Source organism: Bifidobacterium sp. UTCIF-39 (assembly GCF_006408715.1).
Lineage (GTDB): Bacteria > Actinomycetota > Actinomycetes > Actinomycetales > Bifidobacteriaceae > Galliscardovia > Galliscardovia tissieri.
The window spans coordinates 32,789-54,501 of the sequence record NZ_JEOG01000002.1 but is presented as its reverse complement, the minus strand read 5'-3'; the positions used below and the strand labels follow the sequence as shown (position 1 = coordinate 54,501).

General features: G+C 59.3%; 31 protein-coding genes. 22 read left to right on the top strand and 9 right to left on the bottom strand.

Annotation, left to right across the window (positions count from 1 at the left end; translation table 11 throughout):
• Positions 1-2 precede the first annotated feature (2 nt).
• The 3 genes from EP30_RS01240 to EP30_RS01230 form a co-directional block, all read right to left on the bottom strand.
• Positions 3-794: a methionine ABC transporter ATP-binding protein gene (locus EP30_RS01240; protein WP_094665161.1), complete on the bottom strand. Its 792-nt coding sequence runs from the start codon at positions 792-794 to the stop codon at positions 3-5.
• 82 nt (positions 795-876) lie between these two features.
• On the bottom strand, positions 877-1,719 hold the full coding sequence (locus EP30_RS01235; RefSeq protein ID WP_140555468.1) for a MetQ/NlpA family ABC transporter substrate-binding protein: 843 nt from the start codon (positions 1,717-1,719) through the stop codon (positions 877-879).
• 288 nt (positions 1,720-2,007) lie between these two features.
• Positions 2,008-2,544 carry a peptidylprolyl isomerase gene (locus tag EP30_RS01230; protein WP_094665165.1) on the bottom strand — a complete coding sequence of 179 codons (537 nt, stop codon included), beginning with the start codon at positions 2,542-2,544 and terminating at the stop codon, positions 2,008-2,010.
• Between the two features lie 78 nt (positions 2,545-2,622).
• Between EP30_RS01230 and EP30_RS01225 the strand changes: the two genes are divergently transcribed.
• The 5 genes from EP30_RS01225 to EP30_RS01205 all read left to right on the top strand — a co-directional run bounded on the left by EP30_RS01225 (position 2,623) and on the right by EP30_RS01205 (position 9,914).
• Positions 2,623-4,317 carry an NAD+ synthase gene (locus EP30_RS01225; protein WP_140555466.1) on the top strand — a complete coding sequence of 565 codons (1,695 nt, stop codon included), beginning with the start codon at positions 2,623-2,625 and terminating at the stop codon, positions 4,315-4,317.
• A 36-nt stretch (positions 4,318-4,353) separates the two neighbouring features.
• A complete protein-coding gene (locus tag EP30_RS01220; protein ID WP_094665169.1) occupies positions 4,354-4,536 on the top strand; it encodes a hypothetical protein in 183 nt (60 codons plus the stop codon).
• 251 nt (positions 4,537-4,787) lie between these two features.
• The gene (gene pflB, locus EP30_RS01215; RefSeq protein ID WP_094665171.1) at positions 4,788-7,163 is read left to right on the top strand and encodes a formate C-acetyltransferase; all 2,376 of its coding nucleotides are present in this window, start codon (positions 4,788-4,790) and stop codon (positions 7,161-7,163) included.
• Positions 7,164-7,258: 95 nt separating this feature from the next.
• Positions 7,259-8,140 carry a pyruvate formate-lyase-activating protein gene (gene pflA / locus EP30_RS01210; protein ID WP_094665173.1) on the top strand — a complete coding sequence of 294 codons (882 nt, stop codon included), beginning with the start codon at positions 7,259-7,261 and terminating at the stop codon, positions 8,138-8,140.
• A 454-nt stretch (positions 8,141-8,594) separates the two neighbouring features.
• Positions 8,595-9,914, top strand: a complete 1,320-nt coding sequence (locus tag EP30_RS01205; protein ID WP_140555464.1) for a tyrosine-type recombinase/integrase — start codon at positions 8,595-8,597, stop codon at positions 9,912-9,914.
• 49 nt (positions 9,915-9,963) lie between these two features.
• Here EP30_RS01205 and EP30_RS01200 read toward each other — a convergent pair whose 3' ends face one another.
• A complete protein-coding gene (locus tag EP30_RS01200; RefSeq protein WP_140555462.1) occupies positions 9,964-10,338 on the bottom strand; it encodes a type II toxin-antitoxin system HicB family antitoxin in 375 nt (124 codons plus the stop codon).
• Positions 10,335-10,529 (bottom strand): hypothetical protein, encoded by a 195-nt coding sequence (locus EP30_RS01195; RefSeq protein ID WP_140555460.1) that lies wholly within the window; start codon positions 10,527-10,529, stop codon positions 10,335-10,337. Before EP30_RS01195 ends, EP30_RS01200 begins: the two co-directional genes overlap by 4 nt.
• A gap of 146 nt (positions 10,530-10,675) precedes the next feature.
• Here EP30_RS01195 and EP30_RS01190 point away from each other — a divergent pair, with 146 nt between their 5' ends.
• Both EP30_RS01190 and EP30_RS01185 read left to right on the top strand, forming a co-directional pair.
• Positions 10,676-11,386 carry a hypothetical protein gene (locus EP30_RS01190; protein WP_140555458.1) on the top strand — a complete coding sequence of 237 codons (711 nt, stop codon included), beginning with the start codon at positions 10,676-10,678 and terminating at the stop codon, positions 11,384-11,386.
• A gap of 20 nt (positions 11,387-11,406) precedes the next feature.
• Positions 11,407-12,609, top strand: a complete 1,203-nt coding sequence (locus tag EP30_RS01185) for an XRE family transcriptional regulator (protein WP_140555455.1) — start codon at positions 11,407-11,409, stop codon at positions 12,607-12,609.
• Positions 12,610-12,666: 57 nt separating this feature from the next.
• Here EP30_RS01185 and EP30_RS10980 read toward each other — a convergent pair whose 3' ends face one another.
• Entirely contained in the window at positions 12,667-13,776 is a 1,110-nt protein-coding gene (locus EP30_RS10980; protein WP_219846783.1) for an Ltp family lipoprotein, read from the bottom strand.
• A 204-nt stretch (positions 13,777-13,980) separates the two neighbouring features.
• Positions 13,981-14,328, bottom strand: coding sequence for a helix-turn-helix transcriptional regulator (locus tag EP30_RS01175; RefSeq protein WP_181160732.1), 348 nt, complete (start codon positions 14,326-14,328; stop codon positions 13,981-13,983).
• Positions 14,329-14,443: 115 nt separating this feature from the next.
• Here EP30_RS01175 and EP30_RS01170 point away from each other — a divergent pair, with 115 nt between their 5' ends.
• Positions 14,444-14,698: a helix-turn-helix transcriptional regulator gene (locus EP30_RS01170; RefSeq protein ID WP_140555451.1), complete on the top strand. Its 255-nt coding sequence runs from the start codon at positions 14,444-14,446 to the stop codon at positions 14,696-14,698.
• Positions 14,699-14,783: 85 nt separating this feature from the next.
• Here EP30_RS01170 and EP30_RS10830 read toward each other — a convergent pair whose 3' ends face one another.
• A complete protein-coding gene (locus EP30_RS10830) occupies positions 14,784-14,996 on the bottom strand; it encodes a hypothetical protein (RefSeq protein WP_181160731.1) in 213 nt (70 codons plus the stop codon).
• Positions 14,997-15,129: 133 nt separating this feature from the next.
• Here EP30_RS10830 and EP30_RS10825 point away from each other — a divergent pair, with 133 nt between their 5' ends.
• Together EP30_RS10825 and EP30_RS01160 are read left to right on the top strand one after the other, a co-directional pair.
• Positions 15,130-15,384 carry a helix-turn-helix transcriptional regulator gene (locus EP30_RS10825; RefSeq protein WP_181160730.1) on the top strand — a complete coding sequence of 85 codons (255 nt, stop codon included), beginning with the start codon at positions 15,130-15,132 and terminating at the stop codon, positions 15,382-15,384.
• A complete protein-coding gene (locus EP30_RS01160; RefSeq protein WP_140555445.1) occupies positions 15,381-15,749 on the top strand; it encodes a helix-turn-helix transcriptional regulator in 369 nt (122 codons plus the stop codon). The genes EP30_RS10825 and EP30_RS01160 overlap by 4 nt, the downstream gene beginning before the upstream one ends.
• Positions 15,750-15,754: 5 nt before the next feature.
• Here the strand turns inward: EP30_RS01160 and EP30_RS01155 are convergent, their stop codons facing one another.
• A complete protein-coding gene (locus EP30_RS01155; protein ID WP_140555443.1) occupies positions 15,755-16,360 on the bottom strand; it encodes a helix-turn-helix transcriptional regulator in 606 nt (201 codons plus the stop codon).
• Positions 16,361-16,492: 132 nt separating this feature from the next.
• On the opposite strand from EP30_RS01155, the gene EP30_RS01150 reads away from it, so the two are divergent.
• The 12 genes from EP30_RS01150 to EP30_RS01095 all read left to right on the top strand — a co-directional run bounded on the left by EP30_RS01150 (position 16,493) and on the right by EP30_RS01095 (position 21,709).
• Complete coding sequence (locus EP30_RS01150; RefSeq protein WP_140555442.1) at positions 16,493-16,780, top strand: hypothetical protein; 288 nt, start codon at positions 16,493-16,495, stop codon at positions 16,778-16,780.
• A complete protein-coding gene (locus EP30_RS01145) occupies positions 16,777-17,031 on the top strand; it encodes a DNA-binding protein (RefSeq protein ID WP_258185290.1) in 255 nt (84 codons plus the stop codon). The genes EP30_RS01150 and EP30_RS01145 overlap by 4 nt, the downstream gene beginning before the upstream one ends.
• 59 nt (positions 17,032-17,090) lie before the next feature.
• Complete coding sequence (locus EP30_RS01140; RefSeq protein WP_140555440.1) at positions 17,091-17,402, top strand: hypothetical protein; 312 nt, start codon at positions 17,091-17,093, stop codon at positions 17,400-17,402.
• 205 nt (positions 17,403-17,607) lie between these two features.
• A complete protein-coding gene (locus EP30_RS01135; protein WP_140555437.1) occupies positions 17,608-18,066 on the top strand; it encodes a single-stranded DNA-binding protein in 459 nt (152 codons plus the stop codon).
• Between the two features lie 26 nt (positions 18,067-18,092).
• The gene (locus tag EP30_RS01130) at positions 18,093-18,653 is read left to right on the top strand and encodes a hypothetical protein (RefSeq protein WP_140555435.1); all 561 of its coding nucleotides are present in this window, start codon (positions 18,093-18,095) and stop codon (positions 18,651-18,653) included.
• Entirely contained in the window at positions 18,653-19,120 is a 468-nt protein-coding gene (locus EP30_RS01125) for a hypothetical protein (protein ID WP_140555433.1), read from the top strand. Before EP30_RS01130 ends, EP30_RS01125 begins: the two co-directional genes overlap by 1 nt.
• A gap of 130 nt (positions 19,121-19,250) precedes the next feature.
• On the top strand, positions 19,251-19,505 hold the full coding sequence (locus tag EP30_RS01120) for a hypothetical protein (protein WP_140555430.1): 255 nt from the start codon (positions 19,251-19,253) through the stop codon (positions 19,503-19,505).
• A gap of 51 nt (positions 19,506-19,556) precedes the next feature.
• On the top strand, positions 19,557-20,780 hold the full coding sequence (locus EP30_RS01115) for a hypothetical protein (RefSeq protein ID WP_140555428.1): 1,224 nt from the start codon (positions 19,557-19,559) through the stop codon (positions 20,778-20,780).
• Positions 20,777-21,046 (top strand): hypothetical protein, encoded by a 270-nt coding sequence (locus EP30_RS01110; RefSeq protein ID WP_140555426.1) that lies wholly within the window; start codon positions 20,777-20,779, stop codon positions 21,044-21,046. Before EP30_RS01115 ends, EP30_RS01110 begins: the two co-directional genes overlap by 4 nt.
• Entirely contained in the window at positions 21,043-21,225 is a 183-nt protein-coding gene (locus EP30_RS01105) for a hypothetical protein (RefSeq protein WP_140555424.1), read from the top strand. The genes EP30_RS01110 and EP30_RS01105 overlap by 4 nt, the downstream gene beginning before the upstream one ends.
• Positions 21,222-21,443, top strand: coding sequence for a hypothetical protein (locus EP30_RS01100; protein ID WP_140555421.1), 222 nt, complete (start codon positions 21,222-21,224; stop codon positions 21,441-21,443). Before EP30_RS01105 ends, EP30_RS01100 begins: the two co-directional genes overlap by 4 nt.
• Complete coding sequence (locus EP30_RS01095; RefSeq protein WP_140555419.1) at positions 21,440-21,709, top strand: hypothetical protein; 270 nt, start codon at positions 21,440-21,442, stop codon at positions 21,707-21,709. The genes EP30_RS01100 and EP30_RS01095 overlap by 4 nt, the downstream gene beginning before the upstream one ends.
• The last annotated feature ends 4 nt before the right edge of the window (positions 21,710-21,713 follow it).

The following is a 21,713-nucleotide window of genomic DNA, read 5'->3' as shown; positions in this document are numbered from 1 at the left end:
TGTCACTTCTCCTCTTCCGTGGTGGAGTCCGTCGTATTCGTGTCGCGACGGTTCTGCGCTCCATCGCTGGCGATCAGCGCCTTGAGGATGTCGCTGTGCGGGTCGGAGAACAGCTCTTCGGTCGGTCCCATTTCGACGATGTCGCCGCCGTCGATCATGGCCACGCGGTCACAGATGTTGCGTGCCACGGCCAGCGAGTGGGTGATCACGACCATGGTCACGTCGAGTTCGCGATTGATGCGGCGAAGCAGATCAAGGATCTGCACGGTCGTGGTGGTGTCAAGGGCGCTGGTGGCCTCGTCACACAGCATGATCCGCGGATTGTTGGCCAGTGCACGCGCAATGGCCACACGCTGCTGCTGTCCGCCGGAGAGCTGGCTGGGGTAGCGGTCGGCGTACTCCTCAAGTCCGACCAGAGTCAGCAGACGGCGGGCGCGCTGCTCACGCTCCTCACGGGGAGTGCGGTTGAGTTCCAAGGGGAATGTGACATTGCGGAGCACCGTGCGCTGCTGGAACAGGCTGAAGTTCTGGAAGATCATGCCGATCGAGGAGCGCAGTGCTGACAGCTTCTTGCCGGTCGCGTCGGTGACGTCCTTGCCGTCGATGATCACCTTGCCCTTGGTGGGACGTTCCAGAAGGTTGATGCATCGTACGAGCGTGGACTTGCCGGCACCGGAGGATCCGAGGATGCCAAACACTTCGCCGGGGCGGATGCTGAGATTGATGTCATGCAGGACCTCGTGGGATTCGGGCCCCTCGTCATAGCTTTTGTATAGATGCTCGAGCTGAATCATATCGTCCAATCAAAGCGTGAAGGTCCGACCTTCCCGAGGGGGAGGTCGGACCGGAAATGGAATGAGGACTGTCCGAATGCCGTCAGAAGACCGGCAGCACCGCGCCCTTGTAGTTCTTGTTGATGTAGTCGCGCACCTCGTCGGAGTTCAGCGCCTTCTTGAGTTCCTTGGTCTTCTCGGTGTTCTCGTTGCCCTGCTTGACCACCAGAATGTTGGCGTAGGTCTTGGCGGCAAGGCCATCGGCCTTCTCGCTGGCCAGGGCGTCCTTGCTCGGGTCGAACTTCGCCTGAATGGCGTAGTTGCCATTCAGTGCGGCGATGTCCACATCGTTGATCACCGTCGGCACCACGGCCGCTTCGAGCTCCTTGAACTGCAGGTTCTTCGGGTTTTCGGTGATGTCCTTCGGAGTGGCGGTGATGTCGTTGGCGTCCTTGAGCTTGATCAGACCGGCGTCCTGCAGCAGCAGGAGGGCGCGTGCCTCATTGGTGGCATCGTTCGGCACGGCGACGGTAGCTCCGTCCTGCAGGGCGTCAAGGCTCTTGGTCTTGCCCGGGTACAGGCCGAAGGGCTCGAAGTGCACGGTCTCGACGGACACGAGATGCGTGCCCTTCTCCTTGTTGAAGTCGTCGAGGTACGGCTTGTGCTGGAAGTAGTTGGCGTCGACCTCGCCCTCTTCGGTGGCGGTGTTCGGCTGCACGTAGTCGGTGAATTCCTTCACTTCGAGCTTGTAGCCGTCCTTTTCGAGGATCGGCTTCACCGCATTGTTGAGGATTTCGGCGTGCGGGGTGGGGCTTGCCGCCACGGTGATGGTCTTATCGTCCTCGGACGACGAGCTGCCCGACGAGCTTCCGCAGCCGCTCAACGCGAGTGCGGCGATGGTGGTGATGGCGAGTGCCGTGCTGACGATAGCGTTCCTCTTGACCATGATGTGCTCTTCCTTCCTCTCATGGTATTTGCGACGGAACCCTACTATAAAGGAGTCCGGGGAACGGCATGACGACTTTTCGATTGGAATTATTTATATGATGTTCAATTCCGTTGACCTGTATGCCGTTCCGCCTGACGTTTCTGTCGTCCGGCGTACAAAAGGACCCGACGCGCTGTCGCATCGGGTCCTTGGGGAATGTCGAATCCGGTCATATCGTGCGCACTGATTTCCTGACGTTGGCGATCAGTCGGCGATGAAAAAGTTGATATGACGATGGCGGATCGGCTACTGGATCTCGATCGTCTCGATGATCACCGGATCAAGCGGCCTGTCACCCGCGTCGGTGGGAACGCCTTCGAGCTTGTCCACCACCTTGCGGGACTCCTCGTCGGAGACCTCGCCGAAGATGGTGTGATGGCCGTCAAGCCACGGGGTGGGGACCGTGGTGATGAAGAACTGGGATCCGTTCGTGCCATGGATCCGTCCGTCGGAACCGCGGCGCAGACCGGCGTTCGCCATGGCCAGCAGGTACGGCTTATCGAACTTCAGATCGGGAACGATCTCATCGTCGAACATGTAGCCGGGGCCGCCGGTACCGGTACCCAGCGGGCATCCACCCTGAATCATGAAATCCTTGATGATGCGGTGGAAGGTCAGACCGTTGTAGAACGGATCGTGGCTGGGCGCACCGGTAAGCGGATCGATCCACTCCTTGTCGCCCGAGGCTAGGCCAACGAAGTTCTTCACGGTTTCGGGGGCGAGATCGTCGAACAGATCGATACGGATATCGCCTTCGGAGGTATGCATGATTGCTGTAGTCATACCCTAAAGTCTGTCATGTGTATGGGACGCTCCCGTCGGGACACGTCGCGGGAGCACTGGGAGGCTAGGATATTGGCTATGAGTGAGATTCGTTTTGCACTGGCCCAGATTGATACCTGCGTGGGGGACCTCGACGGCAATGCCTCGAAAGTACTCGACTATTCCCGTCGTGCTGCGGCCGAACACGCCGATGTGGTGGTGTTCCCCGAGATGACGTTGACCGGATACCCCATCGAGGATCTGGCATTCCGTGCCACATTCCGCAAGGCGGCCTGGGACAGGGCCGACCGTCTAGCCGAGCAGCTTGCCGACGAGGGCATGGGCGAACTGTATGTGGTGGCGGGAACCGTGGGAACCGAACGTAGCGCACTGCTGCCGCAGAATCGTCTTGTGGTGCTGCACCGGGGCGTGGTATGGGCCGGGTACGACAAGCACTTCCTGCCCAATTACGGCGTGTTCGATGAGTTCCGTATCTTCACTCCGGGCACGCATTCCCTGGTGTTCGAAGTGAACGATCGCCGTATCGGCGTGGCCATCTGCGAGGACATCTGGCAGGATGGCGGCCCTGTTGCCGAACTCGCTGGGGAGCATATCGATGTTCTGCTGACGATCAACGGTTCCCCGTATGAGGAGGGGAAGGGACACCTTCGCGTGGACATCGCCCAGCGGCGCGCCCATGAGGTCGGCGCCCCGCTGATCTACCTCAATCAGGTGGGAGGACAGGACGATCTGGTGTTCGACGGGGCCAGCTTCGTCATTGATCGGGATGGCACGATGCTGGAGCGGTCTCCGCAATTCATGGAGGACCTGAGCTTCTGGACACTGCCTGAGTCCGATGATCACGATGGACTGGTGTCCACCATCGCCGATGTGCTGGATCCGGACGAGGAGGTGTATACCGCCTGCGTACTGGGTCTGAGGGATTACATGGTCAAGAACGGCTTCCATGGCGTGGTACTAGGACTTTCTGGTGGCATCGACTCCGCATTGGTGGCTGCCATGGCGGCGGATGCGTGCGGAGGGGAGAACGTGTGGGGCGTTTCCATGCCGAGCATGTACTCCTCGGATGGGTCCAAGGATGATGCCGCCGATCTGGCCGACAACATCGGAGCCCATTACGATATCCAACCCATTGAACCACTGTTCAACGCCTATCAGGATCAACTCGATCTCGACGGCGTCGCCGCGGAGAACCTTCAGGCCCGCATTCGAGGCGTCATCGTCATGGCGTACTCGAACGAGAAGGGGCTGCTTGCCCTGGCGACCGGCAACAAGAGCGAACTGGCGTGCGGATACTCCACGATCTACGGCGACGCCGTCGGTGGATACGCTCCGATCAAGGATCTGCTCAAAACCCGTGTCTGGCAGCTCGCACGCTGGCGCAACAAGGCCGCCAAACAGGGGATCGGCATCGGAGGACTGCATCTGGTCGGCAATGAGGCGGGGGACCCTGGAACTCAGGTGGATGAGATCATCCCCGTCAATTCCATCGTCAAGCCGCCGAGCGCCGAGCTGCGTCCCGGACAGAAGGATTCGGATTCCCTGCCTGAGTACGATCTGCTCGATAAGGTGCTCGCCGCATACATTGAGCATGCTCATGGGCGTGCCGATCTGCTGGACGACGGATTCGACGAGAAGACCGTGGATACCGTCATGCGTCTGGTGGACCGTGCCGAGTGGAAGCGACGCCAGTATCCTCTGGGTCCGAAGGTGACGTCCCTGGCGTTCGGACGCGATCGTCGTCTGCCCATCACCAGTCGTTTTCGCGAATAGGAGTGAATAATAGGGAATCGGAAAGGAACGGAACCCATGGCATCGAATGACAAGAAGTGGTATTTCAACACGCGTACGGAACAGGCCGAACTCGGTCCGAAGTCCCCGATATCGGAGCGTATGGGACCGTATGACACCGAAGAGGACGCGCTGAACGCGTGGAAGATCGTCGAGGAACGCAACCGCAAGTGGGAGGAACAGGATCGTGGATGGCGCTGAGCGCTTGACCTGAAGCAGTCCTGATCACTCTCTAAAGCGAGTCTGATGGAGTGCGTGTGAGCCGCCTTACAGAGAGCTGTGAAGCGGCTCACACGCGTTTTGTGAGCTGTCTCATAAAGGCAAGGGAAAGCCTTGTGAAATGTGAGGAACGTCACGCGTAAACGGCTATTTTCCGGGTCATAGGCCGCATAGAATAGTCAGTGACAACGGAGTGATGACGCGACGTTGCAAATCCTCAACAAGGAGCGAATATGACAGCAGTAGATGCCACCAAGGTTTCTGCCGAAGACCTCCAGGCCAAGGCTTGGGCCGGCTTCAACGGCGGCGACTGGCAGAACGAAATCGATGTCCGTGACTTCATCCAGAAGAACTTCACCCCCTACGAGGGCGACGAGTCCTTCCTGGCCGACGCCACCGACAAGACCAAGCATCTGTGGAAGTACCTCGACGACAACTACCTCGCCGTGGAGCGCAAGCAGCGCGTCTACGACGTGGACACCCACACTCCTGCCGGCATCGACGCTTTCCCGGCAGGCTACATCGACAGCCCTGAGGTCGACAACGTGATCGTTGGTCTGCAGACCGACGTCCCCTGCAAGCGCGCCATGATGCCGAACGGTGGTTGGCGTATGGTCGAGCAGGCCATCAAGGAAGCCGGCAAGGAGCCTGATCCGGAGATCAAGAAGATCTTCACCAAGTACCGCAAGACCCACAACGACGGCGTCTTCGGCGTGTACACCAAGCAGATCAAGGTTGCCCGCCACAACAAGATCCTCACCGGTCTGCCGGACGCCTACGGCCGTGGCCGCATCATCGGCGACTACCGTCGTGTTGCCCTGTACGGTGTGAACTACCTGATCGAGCAGAAGAAGAAGGATAAGGACTCCATTCCTTACCGCAACGACTTCACCGAGACCGAGATCGAGCACTGGATCCGCTTCCGCGAGGAGCACGACGAGCAGATCAAGGCCCTCAAGCAGCTGATCAACCTCGGTAACGAGTACGGTCTGGACCTGTCCCGCCCGGCTCAGAACGCTCACGAGGCCGTGCAGTGGACCTACATGGGCTACCTCGCCTCCATCAAGAGCCAGGACGGCGCCGCCATGTCCTTCGGCCGTAACTCCGCCTTCTTCGATTGCTACTTCGAGCGCGATCTGAAGGCCGGCCTCATCACCGAGACCGATGCTCAGGAGATCATCGACAACATCGTGATGAAGCTGCGTATCGTCCGCTTCCTGCGCACCAAGGATTACGACAACATCTTCTCCGGTGATCCGTACTGGGCCACCTGGTCTGACGCCGGCTTCGCCGACGACGGCCGCGCCATGGTCACCAAGACCTCCTTCCGTCTGCTCGCCACCCTGACTCTCGAGCACCTCGGACCTGGCCCTGAGCCGAACATCACCATCTTCTGGGATCCGAAGCTGCCGGAAGGCTACAAGCGCTTCTGCGCCAAGATCTCCATCGACACCTCCGCCATCCAGTACGAGTCCGACAAGGAAATTCGTGGTCACTGGGGCGACGATGCCGCCATCGCCTGCTGCGTGTCCCCGATGCGTGTCGGCAAGCAGATGCAGTTCTTCGCCGCTCGTGTGAACTCCGCCAAGGCTCTGCTGTACGCGATCAACGGTGGCCGCGACGAGATGACCGGCATGCAGGTCATCGACAAGGGCGTCATCGATCCGATCGCTCCGGAAGCCGACGGCACTCTGGATTACGCCAAGGTCAAGAACAACTACGAGAAGGCTCTTGAGTGGCTGTCCGAGACCTACGTGCAGGCTCTGAACATCATTCACTACATGCACGATAAGTACGCCTACGAGTCCATCGAGATGGCTCTGCACGACAAGGAAGTGTACCGTACCCTTGGTTGCGGTATGTCCGGTCTGTCCATCGCCGCCGACTCCCTGGCTGCCATCAAGTACGCCAAGGTGTACCCGATCTACAACAAGGACGCCAAGAACCTCGAAGGCCACGAGTACGAGTACGTCGAGGGCGCCGATGACGATCTGGTGGTCGGCTACCGCACCGAGGGCGAGTTCCCGATCTACGGTAACGACGACGACCGCGCCGACGACATCGCCAAGTGGGTTGTGTCCACCGTCATGGGCCAGGTCAAGCGCCTCCCCGTGTACCGTGGTGCCGTCCCGACCCAGTCCATCCTGACGATCACCTCCAACGTGGAGTACGGCAAGAACACCGGTTCCTTCCCGTCCGGCCACAAGAAGGGCACCCCGTACGCTCCGGGCGCCAACCCGGAGAACGGCATGGACTCCCACGGCATGCTGCCGTCCATGTTCTCCGTCGGCAAGATCGACTACAACGATGCTCTCGATGGCATCTCGCTGACCAACACCATCACCCCTGACGGTCTTGGCCGCAACGAGGAAGAGCGCATCAACAACCTGGTCGGCATCCTGGATGCCGGTAACGGCCACGGCCTCTACCACGCGAACATCAACGTTCTGCGCAAGGAGACCATGGAGGACGCCGTTGAGCACCCCGAAAAGTACCCGCACCTGACCGTGCGTGTCTCTGGCTACGCTGTGAACTTCGTGAAGCTTACCAAGGAGCAGCAGCTCGACGTCATCTCCCGTACCTTCCACCAGGGAGCCGTCACCGACTGATCGCTAGTCCGATCAGCACCGTGTGAGCGGTGATATGCCGGGGGCGGGGCACGTAAATGTCCCGCCCCCATTTTGTCGTAGAAAAGAGGACGCCGATGTCTGAGAACGTGCAGTTTAAAACCACCAATCCGCATATGCTTAAGTCCAACAAGGACTATGCCAGCCAAACATTGATGGGGGGCCTCTCCGGATTCGAATCGCCGATCGGCCTCGATCGACGTGACCGCATTCACGCATTGAAATCAGGAGACATCGGATTCGTTCATTCATGGGATATCAATACTTCCGTTGACGGTCCGGGAACTCGCATGACTGTGTTCATGAGTGGTTGTCCGTTGCGTTGCCAGTATTGCCAGAATCCGGATACGTGGAAGATGCGTGACGGTAAGCCTGTGTACTTCGACGCCATGGTCAAGAAGATCAGTCGTTATGCCGATCTGTTCAAGGCGACCGGGGGTGGTATCACATTTTCCGGTGGTGAATCCATGATGCAGCCGGCATTTGTCTCCCGTGTATTCCGTGCCGCCAAGGAAATGGGCGTACACACCTGCCTTGACACGTCTGGATTCCTCGGTGCGAGCTACACCGACGAACAGCTGGATGACATTGATCTCTGCTTGTTGGATGTCAAATCCGGCGATGAGGCGACCTACAAGAAGGTCACCGGCGGCATTCTTCAGCCGACCATCGATTTTGGACATCGTCTTGCGGAACGTGGCGTCAAGATGTGGGTGCGTTTCGTGCTGGTGCCCGGCCTGACCGATTCTGAAGACAACGTCGAGAATGTGGCGAAGATCTGCGCTTCGTTCGGTGACGCGCTCGAGCACGTCGATGTGCTCGGCTTCCATCAGCTGGGTCGACCCAAGTGGCATGAGTTGCGCATTCCCTATCCTCTTGAGGATGCCAAGGGCCCGTCTGCCAAGCTTCGTGCACGCGTGGTCAAGCAGTTCGAAAGCCACGGACTTACCGTGTACTGATTTCGTTCCCTTCCCCAGATCGAGTGCCGCTTGGAACGATCTGAGGAATGACGCATGATCCTCGTCCATTGCATGGACGGGGATCATGTTGCTTTCGAGGCATTTGCAGTGTTCGAGCCGGCTTTCCGTTTGGGATGTACGCCATAACGACATGGCTCCGATTAGGAGCATGACGGCATCCGATGGACTGGCCTTGACGCAATCCGGCGAAAAGGCACCCGAAATACAGGCGACAGCGGACGTGACTACTAATGTTGGGTATATGGCCGATATGCATCGATTACGATTGCGCATACGCGGCACATGATTGAAATTCCAGCGCTCGCAAGCCCCCAGTAGGCGTTTTTGGCGTCTGTCAGGTTCGTAATATTCGTGCGAGAAATACGGCAGAAAACGGCAGTGTACACACGCATAGAGTGGGAAATAGAGTGTACTCCACAAGGAGGGATGCTCTATGAAAAACGGAGGCAGACGAACCAAGGGCGCGGGCAGCGTCTTCCAGGATTCCCGAGGGCGCTGGCGCTTCCGCCGTGAGATCGACCCGGATCCAGTAACCGGACGCCGACGCTACATCGAGGCGACCGGGCAGACCAAGTCCGCCGCACGGGAACGGTTCGAACGCAAACTCGACGAATACCGGCGTACCAGCCATCTCGACATTCCGGCATCCTCGCACATGCTCGTGGACGACTACCTCGCACAGTGGGTCGATGACATGAAGACTCGTGTTCGTCCCCGCACATGGTATGGATACAACTGCCGCATCCAATCGGTTCGGGACAGCATAGGACGGATCCGGCTCGGCGAACTGACTCCGCAGCACATCCGACGGATGCTCGCGGCCATGTCGAAGGACAGCACCAGCCAGACGGTGCTGGCCAGATACCAGCGACTCTCCCAGGCACTCGACGACGCCGAACGGGAGGGCCTGATCGAATCCAACCCATGCCGCAAGGTGAAGCCGCCGCGCGTGGAGGCCCCCGAGGTGCGGATCCTCGGCCCCGATGATCCACAGCGGCTTCTCGACGCGACCGCCATGCACGGCCAAACCATGAACCCCCGCAGCTTCACCAGCGACGACGACGTGGAGATGTGGCTGCTCGACTTCGAGATCGCCTTCTCCACAGGCATGCGCAACGGCGAACGCTGGGCGCTCATGCCCTACGAGCTGGAGATCCGCGACGGACAGCCGGGCATCCACATCCAGCAACAGCTCATGCGCCACAACGAGGACATGTCCGTTCCCAACTGGTACAACGTCGAACGGATCGGCGACAAATTCTGGATCGCCCCACTCAAGACCAGGAAATCCAACCGGTTCACCCCCATATCATGGGACCTCTGGAACCGACTGCAGGCACGCATCGCCAAACACGGCATCGGACCGCGAGACCTCATCTTCACCAACAAGGGCCGCCCCATCTACTGGGCGATCGAACACCGACGCTGGACCGCCATGCTCGACGCGGCCGGACTGCCGCATGTCAAGCTCCACTCCGCTCGACACTGGGCGGAGACTCGCCTCGCCGAGGCCGGAGTCGATGAAGGCGCCCGTATGGAAATGCTCGGCCACGTCAACAAGGAAACCAACCGACGCTACACTCACTGGTCACCCGGCACCCTTGGCGTCCTCATGGATAACGCCATGAACGGCCGCTTCGCTCAAACCAGCCCGTCTCCGATTCCCGACGACGTCCCCGAGGATGCGGCTGCCGTCATTGTCATCGACGACGATCCTGCCCTCGAATTTGTTACTGCCGAACTCATCGATTGACGGAAGGCCCCGTGCCCGTTATACGGGGCACGGGGCCTGTTTTCATTGATCAAGCTTGTTGCAGGGCGCTGACGCGCTGGGGGCTGACTCCGGTGACGGCTGCGACGTCTCGGACGGTAAGGCCCTCGTTTCGCAGCGCGGTCACGGTGCTTCTGGCGATGCGTGACGCCTCCTCCTGCGCCTTGCGGGCTGCGTCACGTTTGGCGAATAGCTCCTCTACCATGCACGAGGTTTCGGCGTCCAGTTTGGGCTCGATGTGGACGGCATCCACTTTGGAGTCCAGCATTTTCGCCGCGTCTCGTACCATATCCTCGACCTGGTCGAGACGACGCGCCTGGGTGAATAGACCTGGAATCTCAGGGACTTCCACGGCCCACCAGCCGCCGCTGCGGGTGCAGACGGCGGTGACGGTGCCTGTATTCATTTCGCGTTCCTTTCTATGTATTGGATGATGCCATTGGCGGTGAGCTCGTTGATCTCGCCATGACGGGGTACGACGGTCTTCGCTTTGCCGACGGTCACTTTGCTGTGGTTGCCGCCTTCGGTCCAAACCGGCGTAAGCCCACTTGCCTTGGCTATATCACGGATCCGCTTTTCGAGTTCTTTCCTCTTCATAGTTATAGTCTACATCTGTTTACTTATCAAGTCAACCAGTATTGACTAAAAATCGGGTACCGTTTTTCGAGGCGTGGTTGACTTCCAGGTGCCTCGGGATGTAACTTTAGGGTGTAAGAATTTCCATAATTGATATAGGGGAGGCAATGAACGGTTCCTGTGAACACCTGAAGAACATGGATGAACGCGCTTTGATTGCTGATCGAATTCTGGAGCTATCTCCGTTGATCCCGCTGCTGGAAGATAGTTACGCAAGTGTCATAGATTCCGAGGGGCACTCCCCATTGAACCCGGCCCAGCGAAAGCGCAAGCGTTCCGAGTTCGTCAATATGAGGACTCGCAATCAATGGGAAGAACAGCAGCTCGATAACCCTTGGCGGATCGTCGACTCGTGTTACACGCATATGATGGATGACCTTACTCAGCTGGGACTTGAAATGCATCCTGCGGATTACCGCACTGGTGGACTGCCCGCTCCTGCTCATACCCATGCGGCGCATGCTCGCTACATTCAGAGTGAATGTCTGCCGGCAGATCAGATCCAATGGAATATCGGCAATGACGGTGAGTTGGTGCCAGATCTCTCCCGGGTCCATCTTCAGGCAATTTGGAGATGGGACAACGGGCGCATGTACGTCACGATCTATAAGCCTGTTGATGCCAAGAGACGAAAAGCATGTCTCGAAATTACCCTTTTGGGCAGTCGAGAGGATCAGGGCAAGATAAAATACGAAGCCGTTCCTGAAAACGAAATTCTACTACCGGATCTGATCGATGACGAGCATACTCGTTCGGAACGAAAAAAAATGAACGACATAGACATAATTGATACGACGGGGGACGTCGCATCCTCCTGAATTATGAAAGGACGCCGGCCATGGCTGAATACAATCCCGATAGGATTGCCCTCATGCGCAGGTTGGAGAAAAAAACACAAGCTGAGCTAGTAATGGGTATGGGGATATCGGCGTCGAAGCTCAGCAAAATCCAGAATAGGATTATCCCCTTTACGGAGAACGATGCATACAAGCTGGCCACTTATATTGATTATCCGGTGTCCTTCTTCGTAATGTCCGATATTCCCACGCCGCCTACCGAACTCACTTATCGCCGCACTTCGAAGACCTTGGTGCGCGAGATCAGCGCGGTATCCGCAGAGTATGAGCTTATGGTCGGCGCCGTGCATCGTGTTGCAGAAAAACTCGGAATGAAATCACGCCTGCAATGGATCGATGAAATCTCCCCGCGCGAGTCCGGGCAGCTGGGGATCGACGAGATAAACCGCCTTGCCCAGAAAGCCAGGAAATACCTGGGGCTTCAAGAAACGGGGCCGGTCCCTAATGTGACAAGAGCTTTGGAACGCGTTGGAATTGTGGTGCTTCCCATGCACAGCGCGGGGGAGGAGTCTGGATACAAGACGACCAGCGAAGGGGTCAGCGACCCAAATCTGAAAACGGAAATCCCGGTTATCGGATATCTGGGGAGAGCCAACACGGGTGACCGACTTCGCTTTACCAAAGCCCACGAACTCGGCCACATGATTCTTCACAAACACAGGAGACCGTCTACCCGTCAACAGATGGAGAATGAGGCCCATCGGTTTGCCGGCGCTTTTCTGATGCCCGAAAAAGATGCCAGATCCATTTTTTCCCCCACTTCAAGCATGAGCATATTTTTCCATGCGAAAGCTGGCTGGGGTATGGCTATTTCAGCTTTGATCATGAGGGCATCCGCATTGGGCATCATCGATGCGCAACGTACCAGATCATTGCAGGTGCAGCTGAGTGCAAGGGGCTGGAAGAAAAACGAGCCGGTAGGCGTCGCGGTGGAGTCTCCGATATTGTTCAAGCAAATGCTCGGACAAGCATATGGCAGAATTGTCTCGCCGACTGAAGTTGTCGTAGATAGTTTCCAAATAGCAAACGAACTGGGTGTCCCCTTCCGATATCTAGACCTCTGGGCAGATGGTCTGCAAGAAGAAGGAATGGCGGATGGATTCTGTGAGGCAAGACTGAAACGGGCCAAACTTGTCCCGCGATTTACAGACGTTTCGGAAGAGGAGGAAGCATCGATCCCTTAACGCAATTGCCCCGGCGCTCGCGATGAGCGACCGGGGCAATTGCGTCATATATGGATGTCAGTCATTGAGGTGTTCTATGGCGTAATTCGCCTCGTCCTGAGTGAACTGCTCCCCATAGGGGGACGTCAGCTGATCCCTGATCGCCTCGGTCGACATATGCAGCTGATCCCTGTACCTCTTAGCGGTCTCCAACGCATTCGCATTCCAATCGGCATGCATGTGATCAACCGCCCACTGCGCGGCATCGGCAGGGAACTGCTCCCCATACTCGGACGTCAGCTGATCATAGATACCCTTCTTCGACATATGCATCATGGACGAATACTGGTTCGCCTGCACCAAAGCGTTCTTGTACTCGGTCGGCGGATCCGCAGTCAGCTTCAACTCGGCCGTCTGCCCCTCATACTCGATGACGAACGCGGCCTCGCCGTTGTAATTGATCGCACCGGGATTCTGCACCCTCCACCCAGTCACCTTCTCGGAGGACCCATCGTCATACTTGGCACGAACAAGAATCCCCGAATTCTGATCATCGATCTGCGTACCATCCGCCATGCTCCCCGCATACGAGACCTCGATGCCCGTCAACTCCCGCGCCTTCTTCGCAGGGGATGACGAACTCGCGCTCGCGGATGGGGACGGTGCCGAGGACGACGACGAGGAATTCGATGCAGAGGATCCGGAATTATCCACGGAGGAGATCATGGCACTGAGGAAAAACAGTCCCAGCACGACCAGCACCCAGAACCACCAAAGCTTGTAGACGGGCGTCTTCACGGGCCGCACCTGACCCGGATGCTGTTCGGAGGCTTTCCGTCGTCCGATCTCGTCCTTTGTCTGCTCTGCAAAACGGTAGATGGAATCGTTCTGGTCGTCAGTGAAGAAGATGCACCACGGGCTGACTGCGGCCTCCTGCGGATTGTTCGGCATCGTCGTAATGCGCCCGTCAGGCTGTTGCACGAGGAAGACCAGCACTCCTTCATGCTCGGGGGATGGGTTGATGATCTCAATGCCGGAGATCGCTTTCCAGGGATACTGTTGGGGGATGCCTCCTCGAATGATGGTCAGGTTCTCTCCATCAAATGACACCGAAGCGTTGTGTCCCTCCACCGTCAGCGGCATCATCGCCCGATTGACCGGTGCTGCATTTGTATTCCCGAGACTCATGATCTCTCCCGTGCCTCTCTGCATTGAAGGGGGCGCACTGCTCCCTGAAACCCGATAAAGGATATATAGATATTCTACAGAGTAAGTCCGTAAAACCTGCCAGGGGTCGGCTATCGACACTGCTGTTTGAGTCTGGCGTCCAGTGTTATGCGGCTTCGTCGCAGTCTTTGTCGATCTCTTGCATGTCGTGTATGGAGATACTTCTCATATTGTTTTCGTCTGCGAAGGTGTGCTGGTGCGAGACGATGTCTCCTTGACGCGAGCATCATCGGCATCTGGTGAATTGGCGACCTCGCCCATTTCTTCGATAAGTCGACGATAAGCGCTGTCAATAACCGCTCTGGGGTCTACGCCAATGAACTCGCATGTATTAAGCAAGGCCTCAATCGGCATCGAGGGCTTTGCGTTAATCCATTTCGAATAGCCAGATCGAGAATGCCCCAACCGGTCGGCGACCTGAGATTGCGAAATCTGCAATCGAACGAAACTCGCCTTTAGCTCTAGCCCGATTAGCTGAGAAAACCTTTGGCCTCGATTCTTTGAATTACTCATATGGTCAGTATATTTCCTTATTTGCATATGTGCAATCTACATTACGGGTACTTCGATCTTCATTTGAGCAACACGCCAATTGACGAATCTCTATCCGTCGATTAACGTTGCTCATATGAGCACTACAGAACTACGGACGTGGATAGGTCTACGAATTGAGAAATTAATTCGCGACAGGGGCATGACCAAGCGTGCCGTGTCGGAGAAGTCGGGCATGCCTTATAGCAGTCTCAACAGCAAACTCAAGGGATATCGCAGCTTTGATCTTGACGACATCCTCGCCATCTCCGAAGCGATCGGAGAACCGCCGTCATCCTTCCTCCCTCCTCAATTCCACGCCTCCGCGCTCGCTGGCAAGGATGGTGAGTGATGGATGGGTCTGCGATAGACAATCTGCGCCGGCTTGTGGTTGATCTGGACCGGGATCTGGCCGGGCTGCGGGACGTGGCGGTGGGTCAGGTGATGTTGGCCAGCGCTTCGTTGAGTGTGCGTCCGGGATCGAGCCCGAACAGTCTGCACAGATTGCAGTATTCGTCGAGCGTGGGTTTGCCGTGCGCTCCGTCCCTGAGGTCCATGAGTCTTGGCGCGCTTACCCCGATGGCGCGCGATGCGGCTCGCAGTGACGTTTCCTTATGGTTGGCGTTCCATTCTTCGAAGACGATTCTCATGGCTTCTCTATCGAGGTCGTTCCAGCGGCTTGCGGGTCTGTTCATAGGAGGAATCGTACACATGTCAAAGTCTTCTAACACGCGTATGGCTACGGCGATTGACAAAATGTTAGAACACTCTAACATTGAGGGTATGTTAGAAACCACTAACGCAAGCGTTTCGCAGATCGCCATCGAATACCTCGAACGCATGACCGCAGCCAAAGGCATCACCCGAGAAAACCTCGCCAGCAAACTCGGCATCACCCGGCAAACCGTCGCCAGCCGATTCCGCGCCCGCAGCATGAGTCTCGACGACTACGTCAACACATGCGTGGCACTCGACATCAACCCCGCGGAAACCCTCACCAGGGCAGCCGCGCTCGCCGGTGGGGAGGTGGAGCGATGAGCGAGCCCGCGATGGATGATCTGCGCCGGCTTGTGGTTGATCTGGACCGGGACCTGGCCGGGCTGCGGGACGTGGTGGGGGTGAGGCGCTCCGTGGCGCTCGCCGATGGTGACTGCGATGTCTCCGTGACGGCGATCGGCGCGAACCTGCTGCGTCTGCGCGACCCGGTGTGCACTCAGGCGCAGCTTGCGCAGATGATGCGCCGGGACGGCTACAAATGGAGTGCGTCCACGGTGTGGGCCATCGAGACCGGGCAGCGCAACCTGCGGCTGGACGAGGCGGTGCGAGTCGTCCAACACCTCGGATACGGCGTGGATGCGCTCTTCGAGCTGATCTCCCCGGTCAAAGCCGGAGGCGAATCATGAACGCGTCACACCCCGCCGTGCGGCTCAAGGCCAAGGGATTCGCGCGCCTGGTTGATCTCGCTCTCGTCGCCGAACAGGAATGTGCTGAACGGCCGGGAGTGCTCGACCCATTCGGGGCCTCCCGCATGGTCGACCGCGGTGCGCAGATGATCCGCGATCGCGCCGAGATTGCCGACGCCGGCAAACTCCAGTGCATCGCACGTCGCCTCCAGCAGGTACCGGGATCCCGGCTCCTCGAGCTGCTCGCGCAGGCCCGCCGCATAGGTCGCCAGATGCACCGCGTCGTCGGCCAGGGCGGGCAGCGCCTCCGAGACGGTCCTGCGGCTCGCGTCCATCTGACGGATGCGGTCGCGGATGATCTCGGTCCGAGGCCCGGACGCGTTGAGCAGCTCGTCAAGGCCGGGATGCAAGTCGATGCCCAGGATCTCGAGCACGTCGACGGCCTCCGTGAGCTTGAGCGGACGGTCGCCCTTCTCGATGGCCCATACCGTCGACGCGCTCCACTTGTAGCCCCGTTCGCGCATCCGCAGGGCGAGATCCGCCTGCGACATGTCGCCCCTGATCCCGACAAGGCTCCGCCCGATCTGTTCGTCACGATCCGATTTGCTCATACAAACACTCTAGCAATCAGAGACAGACATATAGAAAAACTAGATAGGCGGGTTTGGTGTTTTCGAACGCGAGCGATATAGTAAAAAATCAAACACACTAATCTAGAAAAACTAGATGAATGGAGGTTGTGAGTGAACTGGCCCCAACTGATCACCGACATCCTGCAGGACGCCGCAATCATCACCACCGCACTCGCCGTCCTCAGACAGGGACGAACGGTCGATGACCTGATCGAGGTGGCCGAGATCCACTCGCGCAACTTTGGGCTGGTCTCCGAAGTGACCGGTGGCATCTCGCGGATGCTCGCCGATCTCGCCGGAAGGCTCGACGGCGAAGACGACGGCGACTTCCACCTCGAGACGAAGCCCCTGCCCCCAGAAACCCAGAACCATAACCAAGGAAAGGAGAACCGACGATGACCATGACAATGCCATCGACCGCAATGCCCGGATTCGATGTCGACCCAAGGGGAGTGCCGCCATGGCACCAGGAGGCATTCACCATCCCCGTAGCGGCCCAGGTCTTCGGACTCGACTACGACACGGTCCGCATCGCGGTCAACCACGGCGACCTCGACACGTTCCGACTGCCCACCAAACGCGGCACCCTCAGCCGCCGCATGGTCCGCAGGGACGAGATGATCCGCTGGATCAAGACCTACGAGGAATAAGCCCCGAAACCAATCCCAACGGTCCGATGAGAGGCCATGACAGACAAGGAGGACACGGCATGACCGCCACAGCAGACAACCGCAACAGCAAGACGCAGCCCATGCGCATCGCCATGATCATGCGCAACCCGTTCAACGACGAGGAGGAATGGACGCTTGGCGAGGCGACGATCTACCCGCCATCCCGCAGCGGGGAGAACCCCGTCGTCGAGGTGACAGGCTCCGCCGACGCCCCGAAATGGGTGGCCGCGGCAGGTGCCATCGCCACCAACGGCTTCGCACGCATGTTCGACAACATGTGGGCGGGGGAGAGCGGCATCACGTTCGAGGACGTGCACATCCAGCTCGGACGGCAAGGGGACCGATCATGACCATGCGCAACATCATCGCGACCGTGGTCCTGGCCATGAGCCTGCCCGTCGCGATCACCGGCACCCCGACCGCGCGCCCGCAGATCGTCACCACGATCGCCGCCCTCGTCACGATCACGGCCGCCGCCCTGCTGTTCTACCCACCGGCCCTCCGCTTCATGGAGGAGAACATGCCCCCGGCAGTGGGGGAGAAGGAGAAACCCGCATGGCAAAAGACCCCAACGTCGTCACCATCACCGGCAGACTCGCCGCAGACCCCGAAATACGCGACGTCAACAACGGCACCCACGTCACCAACCTCCGCATCATGTCATCCGGCCGCACCCGCGACCCACAGGGCGTATGGCACGACGGCGACGCGACCGTATGGCGGTGCTCCGCATGGCGTGACATGGCGGACCACATCGCCGACAGCCTCGCCAAGGGCGACCGCGTCATCGCCCTGGCATGGCCCAAACCCTCCGGCTATACCGCCAAGGACGGCCACAGGGTCGAATACACCGAATGGCAGATCATCGACATCGCGGCCAGCATCAAAACCGACACCCTGACCATCCACCGCCACCGCTCCGACAACCCCGGCGAGGCCACCACGGCCCCGCCGGCACCCACCACCGCCACTGGCGACTACTACGACAGCGCCTGGGGCGAACCCGACTTCTAACCCCCAGCACGGAAAGGACCCGCATCATGGCCAACTACGGCACCGCACGACTCGACGAATTCTGCGACACCCCATACCACGACCTCAAACCCGCCGAACGCCGAGCCGCCCGCAAACACAAGGCCGCCCACGTCAACAACCCCGCATGGACGGAAGAGGCCGAACGCGTCATCAACGACCAGCAGCACCTCACCCTCAACCGCGCCTACCAGGCCGCGGCCACCCTCAACAACCACAACAACCCCACCACAGCCACCAACCCCGCCACCATGACCACGGACGCCCAACCCAACCCCGACGACGACCGCTTCACCTGGACGACCGAACTGCCGGAAAACCTCGCCAAACCGGCAAGGGACATCCGATGGAAGCCCGAGGCCGACGCCATGCGACGCCACCCCGGCCTATGGATGCTCCTACGCGAAACCAGCAACTACAAACACGCCCACGAATTCGCCACCGCGATCCGCAACGGCAAACGCACCGCATTCCGCCCCACAGGCGCATACGACGCCCGAAACATCGAAAACCCCATCGGCCATTACACCGTCTATGCCCGCTACACCGGACCAAAGGAGGCCCACTGATGGACACCAGCACCCTCACCCAACACGGCGCCGAAATCACCCTCACCCTCACCAAGCCACAGATCATCAAGGACAACGGCAGCCGAGACCACGGCCACTGGACCAGAAACCACCTCGGACAAGTCAGATACCACGACCCCGAAGGCCCACGAAAAAACAGCCTCAGACACCGCGCATGGCTCCAAGGCAAAACCCTCATCAACCTCAACCACCTGACCACACCCGTATGGCAACACATCGCCGTACGGGCACACGTGTCCTACCCCAAAGGAGTCGGCCGCGCAGACCCAGGCAACCTCAGCCACACCATCAAACCCATCATCGACGGCCTCACCCAGGCAGGACTCTGGCCAGACGACGACAGCCAACACCTCATCGGCCCCGACTACCGACGAGACCCCAACCAGACACAACCCGGCCAATGGGCCATCCGACTCGTCATCACCAACCTCGACAACCAGGCATAACCACCACACAAAGGACCACCATGAGCCGACACAAACACCGACGCCAACAAACCAAACACAACAACCAACACCGACGCCACACAGCACGCCACACCCCACGACACCAGACCAACCCCAACAAGGACACCCCATGACCACCATCAGCAACGAACGCCACACCACACAACTCCAACAACGACGATGGGCAGCCACCAGCGGACAACTCGACATCATCGCCGCCCAAACCGACCACATGCTCAACACCATCGCCACCATACGAGACCAAGGAGCACCAGAACCCGTCCTCGAAGACCTCACCACCTACCTCGCCCGCACCCAAGAAGCAAGAAAAGCCATCACCAGAGCAGCACGAACCCTCTGGAACCAAACAGACACCAACCACTAACCCCACACCCCCACCACACCAGCCGCGCTCGCCGGCAGCAAAGGAGCAATCATGAGCCTCCGAGCCACACAATGGGCCCTATACGAAGCCCCCACAGACCTCGACCTCGTCGAATTCCGCCTCCTCATGGGCATCGCCGACAACGTCGACAGCCAAGGCCGAGGCTTCGGCAAAAGCGTCGCCACCATCCAGGACGAAATCTTCCACGGACACGTCAGCGAGCGCACCATCCGTTCCCGCATGCGCCGTCTGCGCGAGCGCGGCATCCTCGTTCTGGGCGATCAGCGTCTCGTGGCCTACCTGCCCGGCAACAGGCGTCCCACCGTCTACGACCTCAACATGGGCGGTGGATCCGGTTCGTTCGCGTGCGACACCGGTTCCAACGAGCTGGGGCCGGTGTCGGAAAACAGGGGTGCAGGATATGCACCCCAGAAAACCACGGTCCCGGACCCCGTGGAGTCCACGCCGGTCGTCACGGACGTCACGGCCGGGCCGATCGTCGATGAACCCGAGTCGAAGCCCGTCGAGAAGAGCGCGCCCGTGGTCATCGAACCGGAACCACAGCCCATTGTCCGGTCCGATGACCAGGAAGGCGACGACGTCGTTGCCTGGATCGACGAGACCATGCCCGAACCTGATGAAAACCCGGTCCCGGAACCAGCCAAACAGGCCTGCGACAGGGGTGCAGCTGGGGTGCAACAGGGGTGCAACAGGGGTGCACGCATGTTTGCAGACAAAACGATTAAGAATATTAAAACTATTAAAACGAGAGAGAGCCGCACCCGCGCGCGCAAGACCAGCACCACCACGATCAACCAAACCGACTACGACGGCAGCACCGACCAGCAGGCCATCGCGCTCGCCGATCGTCTGGGCCTGACCGGGTTGGATCGCATCTGGGCCGATTTCGTTGACTGGCAGCAGGCCAACGACCGTCGTAGCGCCGACTGGGCGGCCAGCTTCCGACGCTGGCTGCGCAAAGAGACCCAATACGCGCCCAAAACGGCGTCTCTGACGGCCGAACCCGGCCTACAGGCATCCCAGAGCCCCCTCGCGTACGAACGTGGCTTACAGGCCCCTTCCCGGCCTCACCGGCACACATGGGCATGCGACCACGTCAACCAGCTCCTCGACCGCTGCGCAACGGACACCCAACCCGACCGGACCGCATGCCGCCTCGCCAGCCTGCTCAACCAGGGCAGCGAACCCCACGACGCGCTCGCCGCCATCGCATCCGATCCCGAACCATCCACCCGGCGAAAGGACGGCCGATGACCAGCATCCTGCAGAGGGAGGCCGACCGCTACGCGACCGTCGCCGAGGGCGTCGCCTACATCAACGGCGTCCTGCGAGACCTGACCCCGGAGGAAACCGACCAAACCGCGGAACACCTGTACACCCTCGTCACCGGCGACCCCCACGGATACCGGAACGCCAACCGCGCCACCCGCATCTACTGGCAGCGCATCGTATCCCGGACCATCCTCCACGCCAGACACGTCATCACCCAACCCGACGACACGAAAGACCAACCCCAATGATCACCACCCACCTGGCCCGCATCATCATCCGATGGTGGAACGCAGGCCTGACCATCGACGAGATCCAGGACCTCGCACCATTCGCCACCCACGACGACATCGCCCGACTCATCGCCACCCACGAAACCCGCAAACACACCCACCACCCCCAACCCAACCAGCCAAAGGAGAACCAGTGACCACAGCCAGAATCATCACCCGCCCCCAACTCACCACAGCCCTACAGGACCAACTCGACCGACTCGCCCTGACCCTCGTGCCCAACCAGTGGACGGACGACACCTACACCAGCGAGGACATCACCGCGCTCGCCGACGCCATCTACGACACCACCGGCATCGAGACCGACATCACACCCCTCATCGAGACCGGCGACATCCCCCAGGAGAAAGCATGAGCATCTTCGCCACCCAACCAGAACCCGTCACCACCGAATCCATCCGCCACGACTACGCCCACGCCTGGGCCACAGACCACGACGACACCATCCTGCGCGCCCACCGATTCGACCAATGGCTGGTGGACTACACCCGGCAAATCGCAGCGAACGCATGGGCCGAGGGATGGGAAGAGGGCCAGACGCATGCCGAGGAATGGCATCTGCACGGCATCTCGAACCCCGACACAGGCATCCACACCAACCCCTACCTGCCCAACCCATAAACCA